A 15,965-nucleotide genomic window follows, 5' to 3' on the forward strand; every position below is an offset into this window, starting at 1 on the left:
TTCTTTAAAAACCTCCGTCCAGTGCATATGCTAATACTTCATCTGCAGATGACACTAGTTTAAATGTAAGTTGCTCACGCACACTTTCAGGAATATCTTCAATATCGCGTTCATTATCTTTCGGGCAAATAATTGTCGTTAATCCTGCTCGATGGGCACTGAGCGTTTTTTCTTTCAAGCCACCAATTGGTAGCACACGACCACGTAACGTAATTTCGCCAGTCATACCAACTTCACGACGAATTGGACGGTGTAAAATCGCAGACACAATTGCTGTAGCCATTGTAATACCAGCAGAAGGTCCATCCTTTGGCACTGCGCCTTCAGGTACGTGAATATGAATATCATGCGTTTCAAAATATTCAGCATCCACCCCAAGATCCTCCATTTTCGTTCGTACAAAGGATAGGGCTGTTTGCGCTGATTCCTTCATGACATCTCCAAGCTTCCCTGTCAGCTGTATTTTGCCCTTACCAGGCGTTAATGAAACTTCAATTTGTAAAGTATCACCACCAACAGTCGTATACGCAAGACCAGTTGCCACTCCGACTTGGTTCTCTTTCTCGGCTTGACCATAACGGAAGCGATGCTTTCCAAGTAATTCTTCTAACGATTTTGAACTTACCGTCACACGTTTCTTTTCGCCAGAAACAATAATTTTTGCGATTTTACGGCACAGTGTTGCAATTTGACGTTCCAAACCACGAACCCCTGCTTCACGCGTATAATAACGAATAACATCTAGCGCAGCTTCATCTTTTAGAATAACTTGTGTTTTCTTCAGTCCATGTTCTTTTAATTGTTTAGGAATTAAATGATTTTTTGTAATTTGTGCTTTTTCAATTTCTGTATAGCCTGCAATCGAAATAATTTCCATTCGATCTAGTAGCGGTGCAGGAATTGTGCTCAAATCATTTGCCGTTGCAATAAATAACACATTCGACAAATCATAAGGTTCTTCAATGTAGTGATCACTAAATGTATTATTTTGTGCAGGATCCAGAACTTCCAGCATCGCGGCCGCAGGATCTCCTCTGAAATCATTCGACATTTTATCAATTTCATCTAATAAGAAAACTGGATTTATGGTACCAGCTTTTTTCATGCCTTGAATAATACGACCTGGCATGGCTCCTACATAAGTGCGTCGATGCCCTCGAATTTCAGATTCATCACGAACGCCACCTAATGAAATACGAATGAATTTACGATCTAGGCTCTCTGCAATTGAGCGTGCTAAAGAGGTTTTACCGACACCAGGAGGGCCAGCTAAACATAAAATTGGTCCACGTAATGAGTTTCTTAACTGTCGTACAGCCAAGTATTCAAGCACACGCTCTTTTACTTTTTCTAAACCATCATGATCACGATTTAAAATTTCCTCTGCATGTACAATATTCATGCGGTCCTCTGTTGCTTTTGTCCATGGTAACGATACAATCCAATCAATGTAATTACGGATAACACCACTTTCGGCACTTGCTCCAGGAACCTTTTCATAACGGTCGAGTTCTTTAAGCACTACTTCTTTTGTCGATTCAGGCATACCCGTTTCATCAATACGTTTGCGTAATTCTGCAACCTCACCAGTTTTTCCTTCACGATCCCCTAGCTCTGTTTGTATAGCCTTCATTTGTTCACGTAGGTAATATTCTTTTTGCGTACGCTCCATAGATTGCTTTACTTTTGTATTAATTTTCTTTTCTAGATCAAGTACCTCTTGTTCATCATGAAGGCGAATTATTAAATGGTCTAAACGTTTTTTTACGGTTAGCATTTCTAATACTTCTTGTTTATCAGCGATTTTGAATGGCAAATGGGATGCAATAATGTCTGCTAAACGACCTGGCTCTTCGATATCAGTAACTGTATTAATTGTTTCTGTAGTAATTTTATTGGAGGATTTCGCGTATCTTTCGAAATACGTTAACAATGTACGCATTAAAGCCTGTGTTTCAACATCTTTATCTGTAGTTTCTTCCCTTACATCAATATCAACAACAGTATATCTTTCTAATGCTTGGTAGTTAGACCATGTTGCGCGTGCTACACCTTCCACTAAAATACGGAGTGTTCCATTCGGTAATTTTAGCATTTGCTTTACATATGCCATTGTACCAACTGCATATAAATCTTGTTCTTCTGGCTGTTCATCATGCATTTCCTTTTGTGTTACCAATAAAATCAATTGGTCCTCTAACATTGCTTGTTCCAGCGCTGCTACAGAACGATTTCTACCCACATCAATATGTAACACCATCGAGGGGTATACTAAAAGTCCACGTAAAGGCAATAATGGTACACTTGTTGTTTTTTGTATTGTCACCATGCGGGTATTCACCTCCGTCAAAATTTTTTTCACAATCCCGCGCTACTAGTATGTGTCTAAATAATGGATTCACACTATCTAATCAAATGAGCCAAAAATTTCATCCATTTACAGTAGGCTTTATGTATGAATAAAAAGCTGACTGTCGATATGTGCGAATATTGCACAATCGAAGTCAGCTAAGTTACTCTTTATCTCATAACAATAGACAGCCAAGTCTGTTCATTATGCTGAAGTTTTTGTGTCGCTACCTTCATCGAGTTCAGTGCCATCTTCAAGAAGCAATTTCGGTTTTTCTTTATCCGTAATTGTTTTTGCTGTAATGATACATTTTTTCACGTCATCACGTGATGGTAGTTCGTACATTACTTCTAGCATTGTTGACTCAATAATTGAACGAAGACCGCGTGCACCTGTTTTACGTTCAATTGCTTCTTTTGCAATTTCAGAAAGGGCACCTTCATCAAACTCAAGCTCAACACCATCTAGCTCAAGCATTTTTTGATATTGCTTCGCTAGTGCATTTTTTGGCTCGGTTAAAATTTCTACAAGCGCAGCCTCGTTTAATTGTTCAAGACTTGCAAGTACTGGCAAACGACCAATGAATTCCGGAATAAGACCAAATTTCAGTAAATCCTCAGGAATCAGCTTCGACATTAATGAGCCTTCATCCACTTCTACTTTATTTGGATCAGAACCGAAGCCAATTATTTTCTCACCTTGTCTGCGTTTGATAATAGATTCAATACCATCAAATGCACCACCTACGATGAATAAAATATTTGTTGTATCGATTTGTAAAAACTCTTGGTGTGGATGCTTACGTCCGCCTTGCGGAGGCACACTTGCAACAGTTCCTTCTAAAATTTTCAGAAGTGCCTGTTGAACACCTTCGCCAGAAACATCACGGGTAATCGATGGGTTTTCTGATTTACGCGCAACTTTATCGATTTCATCAATATAGATAATTCCTTTTTCTGCACGTTCAATATCATAGTCTGCTGATTGGATTAATTTTAATAAAATATTTTCTACGTCCTCACCTACATAACCAGCTTCTGTTAAAGAAGTAGCATCCGCAATTGCGAAAGGAACGTTTAATATACGCGCTAATGTTTGAGCTAATAATGTTTTACCGCTACCAGTTGGGCCGATTAACACAATGTTCGATTTTGCTAATTCTACATCATCAATCTTACTATTGGTATTGATACGTTTGTAGTGATTATAAACCGCAACCGCTAAGGCCTTTTTAGCACGCTCTTGTCCAATTACATACTCATTTAAAATCGATAAGATTTCTTTTGGTTTCGGAATATCTTGGAATTCAATTTCTTCCTCAACACCTAGTTCCTCTACAACGATTTCTGAACAAAGCTCGATGCATTCATCACAAATATATACACCAGGACCTGCAACTAGTTTACGTACTTGTTCCTGTGGCTTTCCACAGAATGAGCATTTTAAATTGCCTTTTTCATCATTAAATTTGAACAATATGTTTCACCCCTATTCAAGCAACAATCTTACAAGATTATTGAGCCATTATCAAATAAATTGACTGCGTCAATTACGCTTCTGCATAATTACGTCCGTATTTCGAATTGTGCTTAGACCTGTAAGATCAAAGCCAGTTAGCCTTCATCGTATAGATGCAACGCTTTTAAAAGCTTACCTTTTAAAATAACACCCTTCAAAATCCGAAATATCCGCCTGTAGCTTAACTTCATTCAGCAGGGGTTTGTTATTCATCATTGCATGGAAAACCCTTTGATATTCTACCCACTATGAGTAGGCGGAATGTCTTGTCTCTTTGTTACTTATCATTTTCACTATATACAACTTTTGTGTAAACAATCCGCTTCGAGAAAATCTGCTGAATGAAGTTAAAATTTAGTATCATGTGATAAGTCAAACAACAACACTATGTATAAGAAAAGTGCTAAGCGTCTTGCCAATCCCAACATAAAATATGAAAATGCTTTCATGTCATATGTATTTTTATCTAAAAAGAGAATGGGATAGAGAAGGCTTTAACTTAGACCTAAAATTATATGTGTTATAAAACAAGGCACGGTAAAATGCCGTACCTTGTCTTCTTAAATTCACTATCTAGTTACAAAAAAATCTTATTCAGTAATTTTAGCGTTTTCTACTAAAAATTCAACTGTTTTTTGAATTTTAATGTCATTTTCAAGAACCGCAGTGCCGCCTAAAGCGCCAGTAATTTGTTCTTTAGTCATGTTGAATTGAGCAGCCATTTTTTCTAATTCTGCTTCAATATCAGTTTCAGTAGCTTCAATTTTTTCAGCTTCAGCGATTGCTTCAAGTGTTAAAGAAACACGCACACGGCTTTCAGCTTCTTCTTTCATTTGACCACGTAAATCTTCTTCCGTTTGACCAGAGAATTGGTAATAAAGGTCTAAGTTCATACCTTGCGTTTGTAAACGTTGGCCAAACTCTTGAAGCATACGATCAGTTTCAGAGTTAACCATACCAGCTGGTACTTCAAACTCTGCATTTTCAGCCGCTTTTTCTACTAATTCATCACGTAGTGCAGCATCTGATTCTGCTTGTTTTTGTGTAGCAGTTTGTTCTTTAATTTTAGCACGTAATGCTTCTACGCCTTCTACTTCTGGATCTAATTCTTTTGCGAACTCATCGTTTAATTCTGGAAGAACTTTTGTTTTTACTTCTTTTACAGTTACTTTGAAAGTAGCTTCTTTACCAGCTAATTCTTCAGCATGGTATTCTTCTGGGAAAGTAACGACTACGTCTTTTGCTTCGCCAGTTTTTAAACCTATAACTTGCTCTTCAAAACCAGGGATAAATGAACCTGAACCGATTTCTAGTGGATAGTCTTCACCTTTACCACCTTCAAAAGCTTCTTCGCCTACGAAACCTTCAAAGTCGATTACAGCTGTATCGCCTTCATCAATCGCTTCGTCTTCTTTAATTTCAAGTTCAGCTTTACGAGCTAATTGATCTTGGATTTGTGCTTCTACTTCTTCTTCAGTTACTTCAACTGGAAGTTTCGCTACTTCTAGACCTTTATAGTCACCAAGTTTTGGTTCTGGTTTCACAGTTACTTGCGCAGTGAAAGTGAAATCTTGACCATGTACGAAGTTTTCTGTACCAGAAATTTCTGGGTAATCAACTGGCATAATTGCAGCTTCATCGATTGCTTTCGCATATGAATCTGGTACGATGATTTCTAATGCATCTTGGTATAAAGATTCGATACCGAAACGTTGTTCAAACATTTTACGAGGCATTTTACCTTTACGGAAACCTGGTACGTTAATTTGTTTTACAACTTTTTTGAACGCTTGGTCCATTGCTGCATCTACTTCTGCAGCTGGTACTTCTATTGTAAGAGTACCGATATTACCTTCTTGTTTTTCCCATTTTGCTGACATGTATAAATACCTCCAAATAAATAATCAAGTTTTAAATGTTAGACAATTCATTCGTAACTACGATTTTGACAACCATTTTAGTATATCATAGATGCGTATAGTTTCAACTTATTTCATACTTCCTGTAGTCCTGTTAGTTTTTCTAACAATTGTAAAAAGTCGATGATTTCATAGTCCACTTCCTGCACCTTCCCGAGCATCGATTGTACAAAATCAATATAACTATAAGCAATATCATCAGTTTCAAATGGATGCCATTCAAACGGATACGTAACAATGGCATGCTTTGCCATTAAGTATTGTACCATTTCCAGCGTCGATGGGTCTTGCTCTAATTTATTCTCGATGATTTTTTTTACTTGACCATACTGAGGTAACTGATTAGGCAATGCCAGTTCAATAGGATTGATGGTTTTTGTCTGATCAAATTTTGTGACCTTCAGTTCAATAGATACTTCTTGCTCCACAAGTAAAAGTAACGCTAAGCTTTGAACAAACGGATGGATACTAGGGCTTTCGATAATAGTCTTCAGCGCCATTTTTAATTGACGTACGTTTGTATCCATTAAACGATGCAGACGCATTGATTGTTCATTTGGTGTTAACGAACTAAAATTGGACAATTCATACTCTTGTTGTTCGATCATTAACTGTGTATCTTCTTTTTGCTGAAGATTTTTAGCCACTTCTTTATTCAAACTTTGTAAACGCTCAAACTTTTCAAGCTGAGCTGCTGGAAGTACATTTTCTTCAATGAGAGCAGATATTACCGCCTCTACTTGATGATATTCCTTTAGTTGCATACAAATAGTTATATATAGTTCCATTACTTCAACATACAAAGTAGTCCCCATTGCCAGTAACATCTCACAGATTTCCTTTGCTTTCACATAGTCCTTTAATTCATATAAAGCATACGCATAGGCACTTAATGCCCCTTCATCCCCATCCTCATATAGAAACGCTTTTTCAAAGCTCGCCACCGCTTCTTCATATTGATAATTTTCTGCAAACATATGGCCCTCTCGCATTAACATTTGGGCCGCGCCAGGAAAAACAACAACATTATCATGTTTAATAACATGACGCTTTCGTTTTGTCACTTTTCTCACCTCTTTACTTGTATTTTTCCGAGCAATCTTTCTACTAAAAATTTACATATTGCTCATTTTCCACAAAATATATTTGCTTTTACATTCATATTTTGTAATAAATTGTATTATAATTAATAATACCCATCATAAATTACTATTTGCAGGCATCTTTCACCCATTAATTGTCTGCACCTAGTAAACATGTTCTTCACAAGGAGTGGAATATATGCAATTAATGGATACAATCAATGAATTCGATAGTCGCATCTCCCCCGCATTTAAGGCACTATCAATTAGAGTTACTTCATTTTCAACAGCAGATGGTCCGCAACAAGATTATCCGATCGATTTTGAATTTTTCACAAGCACAAAGATTGATATGTATACGCAGGAAGCAATTACACATATCACAGGTATCCAAGGAAGGATTCCTGGTTCCATTTCAATTGGTCACCAAAATGAGTCACTATTTATTATTCCCCAAAGAGTACACATTGAATGCAACTATAAGCTTCTACGTATCGATATGAAAGACATGCAACGTATCTTACAGCATCCTCAACCAAACATCCATTATAGCGAGTGGATTATTGATGCGATTAAAAACGCAAATATTCTTGTGGAGTTAAAGACAAATCAAAACACAATCATTGAATGGCCTCTTGGTATAAAAGCGGCCTTTATACTGTAACAAAGAGAGGCATACATAAATGGGTATGTCTTTTTAATGTTACAAACCTATATTGAACCTCTCACGACTGAAGTCACGAGAGTTCTCGTCGAATCAATAAATTAGCTGTTCCTCTTTTGCTGCGCTTCTATCATATCAACTTTCAATAGATTCTGGAATTCTCCTTGTGAAATTAACTCAATACTTACGTAATACTTCAAATATCAATAAAATATTTTTAAAAGGCGGTATAATTATAAATAGACTATCATTGGGGGCTTTCACATGGATATTAAAGAAACATTACAATCATTTTCTATTAAGACTTTTACTGAACGCCAAGACTTTCTTTTAACAGAAGGCGATTGGCTTATACAGCAGATGTTGACGCATATTGGCTCAACCGACGCTGAGCTTCGCGATCAACTTATTTATCGCACATTCATTGACTTACTTAGTGATAATTTACTGAGCTCGCAACAATTACAGTATTTGTTTGATACTGCTTCAAGCGAGGAATTTTTATACGCTGATATTGGTGAACAGTTATCAAATAGTGTGTTTACACGTTCATTTTCGGCTTTACTTGTGGCCACTACACTCGCAAAAGATGCTGAACTACTTACTTTAAACGATGATAGTTTACAACCTTTCTTTAAAAAGATTGGCCGTTATTTGTTATTAGAACAAGATACACGAGGACAGGTTCAAGGCAAAGGTTGGGCACATAGTATTGCCCATGGCGCTGATTTAGCAGCCATAACAATTAAACACCCAAAGTTCGACTTACAACACGCACCATCCATCCTTCACGCACTAAAGCTTACAACTTGGAAAGGTGTTGTCTATACTAACGATGAGGAAGAACGTTTAGTAAACATCATTGAGGCATTATTGGTTCGTAGCTATTCTGAGGAAGCATTAATGGAATGGGTTGAACAAGTTTTCGATAAATTCGAAATGCATTTAGTGACTCAAGGTTATAACGAAAGCTTTTTTAGCGGACGTACCTGTACACTAAATGTCATGAAAACATTATACTTTGCCTTAAAAATGAATAATCGTGCACCGAAACTTCAAAACATCATTTATGGACAAGTCGCAAAATGGTTAAAGCTTGGTGCATAATCTTCCTTAGAGCATCCTCATCATGTTGGATGCTCTATTATTTTTCAACTTCAATATAAGTGCTCCTAATATTTGGTGAGAATGAAAATACATAATTATATTAACATAATTAATACTTACATCCAATTTTATCCATTAATATCATTCCTGACATAGGAAATTTATCATTTAAATCCTTCAAAACACCCTTTTTACATACTCCTTTTTTTAAAAAAACTCAACTAAATTGTTCTAAACGTCTAAGTACAGCGCTGATTTTATTACAAAAAAACGTCTAAAATGTGAAACGGAACTTTTCACAAAAAAAATGTTTACTTAGCTAAATTTGATAAACCTAGTGTTTACAACGTTTGCACAGTGTTTATTTTATTAAACCCGAAAATACCAATGGTGAAATAACAATTTTTGTTCAAAAAATGTTCATATTCATCCCCTATTCGACATTCAAACTATAACAAAATAATTTTTTTCCGGAAGAATCGGGCGTATAATCCAATGTGCAAACAACGACAACTTGTCACCAACGACATCAAATATTTGTCCTTTTTCGGTTGCACAGTTCATTGTCATCACAAACGCTTGCACTAGACCAATCAAATACTAGATTTTACGTTTCATATTGAACCATGCCATTGTAAATGTATTTGAATTGGTACATCAGTTAAAAGAGGTGACCTCAATACCTACTATTTGTAAATGTGACGATAGACAACACCACATGAATTTTATGAATAGCCGTTTTATAGAAAGGAGTCAAACATGAATAAAAAAATAAGCTTAATGTTTTTAGCATTCGGCGCACTTGCGATCCTTGCTGGTTGTGAACCACTAACAATTTTCGATCCAAAAGGGCCAAATGCTAGAACATTATCAGACACAATTATTTTATCCATTATTACAATGGCCGTTATATTGCTAGTCGTGTACGTGCTTTTAACATTTATGCTAACAAAATACCGTGCATCAAAAGCATCTGCTGATTACGAGCCTCCTCACGAAGAGGGTAGTCATTTACTTGAAATTACATGGACAGTTATTCCGATTATTATCGTAGCATTCCTAGCAGTTGTTACTGTTAAAACGACAAGTACAGTTGAGACAACACCTGAAGGTTATGATAATAAAGAGCCACTTGTTATTTACGCATCTTCTTCAAACTGGAAATGGCATTTTAGCTATCCAGAAGAAGGCATTGAAACAGTAAACTATGTCAATCTACCAACTGACCGTCCAATTGAGTTCAAACTTTACTCATTCGGTCCTATTACAAGTTTTTGGATTCCACAGCTAGCTGGTCAGAAATATGCAATGAGTGACATGTTGACAACTATTCACCTGGCAGCAGATGAGGTTGGTTCTTTCATGGGTCGTAACTCAAACTTTAGTGGACGTGGATTTGCGGAAATGGAATTCGAAGCACAATCTATGACACAAGCAGATTTCGACGAATGGGTTGCTGATGTAAAAGCGAACGAAAAACCATTAACTGAAGAAAAATTTAATGAGCTATTAGCAGCTGAGCACGTTGGTCGTTCAAGCTACTCATCTACTCACTTAGAATTTAGTCCAGCACCAATGGAACATGGTGACATGGATATGGATGGTATGGATCATGAACAGATGGACCATTCAACTGATTCACACAAAGATTCCAAATCAACACATTCACACTAATTTTCAAATCTGAAAGGAGCGCATCCAATGAGTATGGAAGAAGTATTCCATCCAATGCAAGAACCGATGATTTTAGCGGCAGCTATTAGTATCGTTGTTGGTGCAGTTGCTATCGTAGCAGGCCTTACGTATTTCAAAAAATGGGGCTATTTCTACAAAAACTGGCTATCAACCGTTGACCATAAAAAAATCGGGATTATGTATATCGCCGTTGCACTTTTAATGCTATTCCGCGGTGGTATCGATGCACTATTAATGCGTGCACAAACAGCGATTCCTGATAACGGACTTCTCGATGCACAACATTATAATGAAATTTTCACAACACATGGTTTAATAATGATTTTATTTATGGCAATGCCCTTCGTTATCGGTTTAATGAACGTTGTCATTCCACTGCAAATTGGTGCACGTGACGTTGCCTTCCCACGTCTAAATGCAATCAGCTTCTGGTTATTTGCAGCTGGTGCAGGCTTACTGAACCTATCATTCATTATTGGTGGTTCACCAGATGCAGGTTGGACTGCCTACTTCCCATTATCTGGCACAGAATTTAGTCCAACTGTAGGGAACAACTACTATTCTTTAGCACTACAATTATCAGGGATTGGTACGTTAATGACAGGTGTTAACTTCATCACAACGATCATTAAAATGCGTACACCTGGTATGACATTAATGAAAATGCCAATGTTTACTTGGTCGATTTTAATTACAAACGTTATTATCGTATTCGCGTTCCCAGTGTTAACTGTTGCGCTAGCACTAATGATGTTCGACCGTCAATTCGGTACAAAATTCTTTGCTATGCAAGATGGCGGTATGGATATGCTTTGGGCCAACCTATTCTGGGTTTGGGGACATCCTGAAGTTTATATAGTTATCTTACCAGCCTTCGGTATTTTCTCAGAGATCATTGCAACATTTGCACGTAAGAACTTATACGGCTACAAATCAATGGTTATGAGTATGGTTGTTATTTCTTTACTATCATTCTTAGTATGGGCCCACCATTTCTATACAATGGGACACGGCGTTATGGTAAACAGTGTCTTCTCTATTACAACAATGGCGATTGCTGTACCGACCGGGGTTAAAATATTCAACTGGCTGCTCACGATGCGGCACGGTAAAATTCAATTTACTACCCCAATGCTTTATGCACTTGGCTTTATTCCAATCTTCACAATCGGTGGGGTTACAGGGGTAATGCTTGCAATGGCTAGTGCCGACTACCAATATCACAATACGATGTTCTTAGTTGCCCACTTCCACTATGTATTAATTCCAGGTACAGTATTCGGGGTACTTGCAGGTTACCACTACTGGTGGCCAAAAATGTTCGGTTTCCGTTTAAATGAAAAATTAGGTAAATTAGGCTTCTGGTTTATCGCAATTAGTTTTAACGTGGCATTCTTCCCTCTATTCATCTTAGGTTTAGATGGTTATGCACGTCGTATGTACACGTACTCAGAGTCAACAGGCTACGGTCCATTAAACATGCTATCGTTTGTTGGTGCACTAGGTCTTGCAGTCGGCTTTGCGTTTATCGTTTATAACATTTACTATAGCTGGAAACATATGCCGCGCAATGAAAAAGCAGATGTTTGGGATGGCCGTTCATTAGAATGGACAACTCATTCTCCAGTACCTGAATACAACTTTGCAGTAGTACCAACTGTTACACGTTTAGACGAGTTCTGGTTTGCGAAAAAAGAAGGTCGCGATATTACTGCTGGTAAAATTAAAAAAATCCATATGCCTAACAACTCAGGCGCACCGTTCTGGATGAGTGGATTCTTCTTCCTTGCAGCATTCTTCGCTGTATTTAATCTATGGATTCCAGCCATCCTAAGTATGCTAGCAGTATTTGGCTTTATGGCTTATCGTTCATTTGAAAAAGATCATGGTCGTTACATTTCTGTTGAGGAAATTAACGAAACTGAGAAACGTTTGAGAGGTGACAAATAATATGAAAATCGATTCTTCACTTCCATTAGAATATAGTACAGAGGAAAACCGTCTAAAAATCTTTGGTTTCTGGATTTTCCTCGGCGCCGAAATCGTGTTATTCGCCACACTCTTTACCGTCTATTTCACGCTTCACAACCGTACAGGTAGTGGCCCAACTGGCGCAGAAATTTTCGAGTTAACGCCAGTATTACTGGAAACATTTTTACTTTTAGCAAGTAGTTTTACAATTGGTCTTGGCGTACATGCTATGCGTCTTGGTAATAAAAAAGCCATGATGACATTCTTCATCATTACACTTGTACTTGGTCTTGGTTTCTTAGGTATTGAGATTGATGAATTTGTCACTTATGTACATGAAGGTGCAACAATTACTACAAGCGCATTCTTATCAGCATTAATGACTTTACTTGGTACGCATGGTGCCCACGTAACATTCGGTTTCTTCTGGGGCGTTGCAATTTTAATCCAAGTAGCAAAACGTGGCTTAAACCCACAAACGGCTAACAAAGCGTTTATCTTCTCACTGTACTGGCATTTCCTAGACGTCGTTTGGATTTTCATCTTCAGCTTCGTCTACTTGAAAGGACTGATTAGCTGATGAAGGAATTATTCCCAAAACAACATGTGATGGGCTTCGGCTTCTCACTATTACTAACACTTGTAGCATTATCTGTTGTGGCATTTGGTATGTCTTACTCTATGGCATTCGCCATCCTACTAGTGACTGCTCTTGCACAAGCAACAGTTCAATTAGTATTATTCATGCACATCGGTGAATCTGAAGACAAGAAAACGTTATATACAACGATTTTATATTCAGTATTCGTAGGTGTCGTGACAATCCTTGGTACATTATTCGCAATGATCTGGGGTTATTAATCATAAAAAAGCCGAGAAGATGCTTGCCATTTTCTCGGCTTTTTCTTATCTGCATTATCTCAATACTTACTGCTTAAAAGTATGGAGCAACAAAATCGAGGCTTGCTAAAGAAGAAAACCGATTAGATAGTCTCTATCAGTCTATAAATCCTCCTTCCCCATAATTCGAAAGACGTTCCTTTAATATAGTAATAATGATTCATTATTTATTTTTCCGAAACTTTTACCCCCAAACCTCGTATACTAGTAAATAGTGTTTTTTTTTCACAATGAATAGGAGATGAAAGCATTGAAGAAATTATTCAAAATTTTAAGTGTAGGGACATTCGCACTTGTGTTGGCCGCGTGTAATTCAAGCGCTACATCAACGAAGGAAACAACAAACAAAAGCTCACTTACTTTAGAGCAGGTGTATGACAAGGCAGTGGATCGTCAAGCAGACATTAAAAGCATGAGTGCAAATATGGAGACGAATCAAGTAACAAAAATTGATGCAGGCGATGAATCGACGGAAGTAGCGATTGACTCAAAAATGGAGATGGATGTCATCGCAGATCCTCTTGCCATGCACTTATCAGGGTCTATAACCGTGCCAGATATGTTTGGCGAAGGCACTGAAAAATCCGATATGCCAATTGAAATGTATATGAAACAAGATCAAGGCTTTTTCATGAAGGATGTGGCATCAGACAGTTGGTCAAAATTACCTAAAGAACAATTTGATGACATTCTAGCGCAAACAGCTTCATCCGCAGATGCAAAAGAACAATTACAACAACTAAAAAAATATATTGATGACTTTACATTCGAACAAACTGACGATGCGTATGTATTAACACTTGAAGCAAAAGGTGATCGTTTTAAAGATCTAATCGATTCACAAGTCAATGATTCTATGAAAGAACTTGGACTTGAAGAAAATCCTCTTGATAACTTAACAATTGATAAAGTAAACTGCGTGCTACATATCGATAAAGAAACGTTCGATACAACAAAAATAGATATGAATTTTGACTTTAAAATGAAAGTTGAAGGCGCAGAATTAGCGATGACAAAGAAGTCAGTGATTACCTATACTGAATTCAATCACCTTAAAACAATTGATATTCCACAAAATATTATCGATAATGCAACTGAGCCGCAATAATCGAAAAACAGCCAGTTTCCGAGATTTCGGAGACTGGCTTTCTTTATCAAAAATTCATTTTTCTATTAGCGAACAATCAGCACATCACATTTAGCTAGACGGACGATGCGCTCTGCTACTGAACCAAGTACCATTTTTTCTAATTGATTTAACCCTGTAGCACCACATACAATTAAGTCAACACCCGGTAATTGTGTTAAAACGCTTTTGGGAGAACCTGTTTCTACAACAACTTCTACATTTGCTACACCCGCTGCTTGAGCTTCATTCTTCATTTTCTCTATTTTGATGAGGTTTTCCTCTTTCAGTTTTTCCGCATACTTTAAGTCATATGCTGTGATAGCCCCAAATGATTTCGTGTCAACAACATTGACCAATTGTAAAGTAGCCCCACCCTCCTTTGCAATGTTTACAGCGCGTTCACATGCTTTTAGTGATTGGTCTGAAAAGTCAATCGCTACTGCGATTTTTGTGTAATTCTTCGTCATCATAATCCTCCTCGTAAATTACTTCAAAAACTCAATGGAATTCGATACAATTTGTCGTCATTTTCCTGTGGAATACCTCGTCCATCTGTATTATTGCTAATAAAATAAAGGTACTTTCCATCAACTAGTATATCTCGAATTCTGCCAACTCCACTAATTATTTTTCTTTGTTCACCCTTTTCAATATTAAATTCCAATACTGCAGTTCCTTTTAATGCGGCAACATACAATTTACCGTCATTATAATCCATACCAGAAGGTGCCCAAGTAGTGTTACTACCTGATGTAAACAGTGGAGCAATCAATCCCTCTTGTTTCTCAGTACCTTCGATAATTGGCCAGCCATAATTCTGACCCGCTTCTATTCTGTTTACCTCATCATTTGCCGTATTGCCATGTTCACTAGCGTATAAAGTGCCGTCCGTCGCCCATGCCATTCCTTGAGGGTTACGATGCCCGTAACTATAAACATAAGAATTTGGAAATGGATTGTCACTCGGAACAGACCCCTCTAAGTTCATTCTCAAAATTTTCCCTTCCAGTGTATCTCGGTCCTGTGCTTTAGAAGGATCTAGTGCGTCTCCAATAGTTGCATAAAGTTTACCATCTGGACCAATTTTAAGCCTTCCTCCATGATGGTAGGAACCATTTTTAATATGATCGAGAAGCACTTGTTCTTCGTTCCAGTGATTCTCTTCAAGCCTTAAAGTAATTATCCGGTTAAATTGTTTGGAGCCATCTACATACGTATAATAAGCATATGCCAGATTTGATTTCGGAAAGTCAGGAGCAAGAACAAATCCTAATAAACCTGCTTCTGAAGCTGTCGCAAGATTTTTTTCTAGTTTCACATGTTGCCTCTCTATTTCACCATTTGCTATCTTCACTATATTTCCTGGTCTTTCTGATAAATAAAATGTATTGTCTACTTTTTCAATCGACCATGGTGTTGCTAGTTTATCCGCAATGACCTCTAATTCAACATTGGATATCTCTACAGTATCACGCTCCATTTTTGGCGGTTCATTGCTAATATATTGTTGCTTATTTGTCATACACCCTGCTAGTAAAAATATAGTCAGCATCGTCAGGATTAAAACTATCCTCAACTACCATCACTCTTTCCTTGTTATTTTTAACACGAAACATGTATTACCTTAATG

Annotated in this window: 13 protein-coding genes; 7 read left to right on the forward strand and 6 right to left on the reverse strand. The window is 37.3% G+C overall.

The genetic code is table 11. The features are described 5' to 3' along the window. Positions 1-4: 4 nt before the first annotated feature. The 4 genes from lon to ACQKII_RS06310 form a co-directional block, all read right to left on the reverse strand. Positions 5-2,329: an endopeptidase La gene (gene lon / locus ACQKII_RS06295; protein WP_427457357.1), complete on the reverse strand. Its 2,325-nt coding sequence runs from the start codon at positions 2,327-2,329 to the stop codon at positions 5-7. Positions 2,330-2,554: 225 nt separating this feature from the next. Continuing rightward, a complete protein-coding gene (gene clpX / locus ACQKII_RS06300; RefSeq protein ID WP_427457359.1) occupies positions 2,555-3,826 on the reverse strand; it encodes an ATP-dependent protease ATP-binding subunit ClpX in 1,272 nt (423 codons plus the stop codon). A gap of 632 nt (positions 3,827-4,458) precedes the next feature. Continuing rightward, entirely contained in the window at positions 4,459-5,748 is a 1,290-nt protein-coding gene (tig, locus tag ACQKII_RS06305; RefSeq protein WP_427457361.1) for a trigger factor, read from the reverse strand. Between the two features lie 113 nt (positions 5,749-5,861). Beyond that, the gene (locus ACQKII_RS06310) at positions 5,862-6,851 is read right to left on the reverse strand and encodes a DUF3196 family protein (protein WP_427457363.1); all 990 of its coding nucleotides are present in this window, start codon (positions 6,849-6,851) and stop codon (positions 5,862-5,864) included. 217 nt (positions 6,852-7,068) lie between these two features. Between ACQKII_RS06310 and ACQKII_RS06315 the strand changes: the two genes are divergently transcribed. The 7 genes from ACQKII_RS06315 to ACQKII_RS06345 all read left to right on the forward strand — a co-directional run bounded on the left by ACQKII_RS06315 (position 7,069) and on the right by ACQKII_RS06345 (position 14,314). After that, positions 7,069-7,533 (forward strand): hypothetical protein, encoded by a 465-nt coding sequence (locus ACQKII_RS06315; RefSeq protein WP_427457365.1) that lies wholly within the window; start codon positions 7,069-7,071, stop codon positions 7,531-7,533. A 264-nt stretch (positions 7,534-7,797) separates the two neighbouring features. Further along, positions 7,798-8,640: a DUF2785 domain-containing protein gene (locus ACQKII_RS06320; protein ID WP_427457367.1), complete on the forward strand. Its 843-nt coding sequence runs from the start codon at positions 7,798-7,800 to the stop codon at positions 8,638-8,640. 759 nt (positions 8,641-9,399) lie between these two features. After that, positions 9,400-10,314 (forward strand): cytochrome aa3 quinol oxidase subunit II, encoded by a 915-nt coding sequence (gene qoxA / locus ACQKII_RS06325; protein WP_427457369.1) that lies wholly within the window; start codon positions 9,400-9,402, stop codon positions 10,312-10,314. Positions 10,315-10,341: 27 nt separating this feature from the next. After that, a complete protein-coding gene (qoxB, locus tag ACQKII_RS06330; RefSeq protein WP_427457371.1) occupies positions 10,342-12,285 on the forward strand; it encodes a cytochrome aa3 quinol oxidase subunit I in 1,944 nt (647 codons plus the stop codon). 1 nt (position 12,286) lies between these two features. Further along, the gene (qoxC, locus tag ACQKII_RS06335) at positions 12,287-12,886 is read left to right on the forward strand and encodes a cytochrome aa3 quinol oxidase subunit III (protein WP_427457373.1); all 600 of its coding nucleotides are present in this window, start codon (positions 12,287-12,289) and stop codon (positions 12,884-12,886) included. Continuing rightward, a complete protein-coding gene (gene qoxD / locus ACQKII_RS06340; protein ID WP_427457375.1) occupies positions 12,886-13,167 on the forward strand; it encodes a cytochrome aa3 quinol oxidase subunit IV in 282 nt (93 codons plus the stop codon). The genes qoxC and qoxD overlap by 1 nt, the downstream gene beginning before the upstream one ends. Positions 13,168-13,456: 289 nt before the next feature. Beyond that, entirely contained in the window at positions 13,457-14,314 is an 858-nt protein-coding gene (locus tag ACQKII_RS06345; RefSeq protein ID WP_427457376.1) for a DUF6612 family protein, read from the forward strand. Between the two features lie 65 nt (positions 14,315-14,379). On the opposite strand, the gene ACQKII_RS06350 is transcribed toward ACQKII_RS06345, so the two are convergent. Both ACQKII_RS06350 and ACQKII_RS06355 read right to left on the reverse strand, forming a co-directional pair. Further along, a complete protein-coding gene (locus ACQKII_RS06350; RefSeq protein ID WP_427457378.1) occupies positions 14,380-14,802 on the reverse strand; it encodes a universal stress protein in 423 nt (140 codons plus the stop codon). A 23-nt stretch (positions 14,803-14,825) separates the two neighbouring features. Then, the gene (locus ACQKII_RS06355) at positions 14,826-15,911 is read right to left on the reverse strand and encodes a PQQ-dependent sugar dehydrogenase (protein WP_427457380.1); all 1,086 of its coding nucleotides are present in this window, start codon (positions 15,909-15,911) and stop codon (positions 14,826-14,828) included. Between the last annotated feature and the right edge of the window lie 54 nt (positions 15,912-15,965).

It is taken from the genome of Lysinibacillus sp. NPDC048646 (genome assembly GCF_050272295.1).
GTDB lineage: Bacteria > Bacillota > Bacilli > Bacillales_A > Planococcaceae > Lysinibacillus.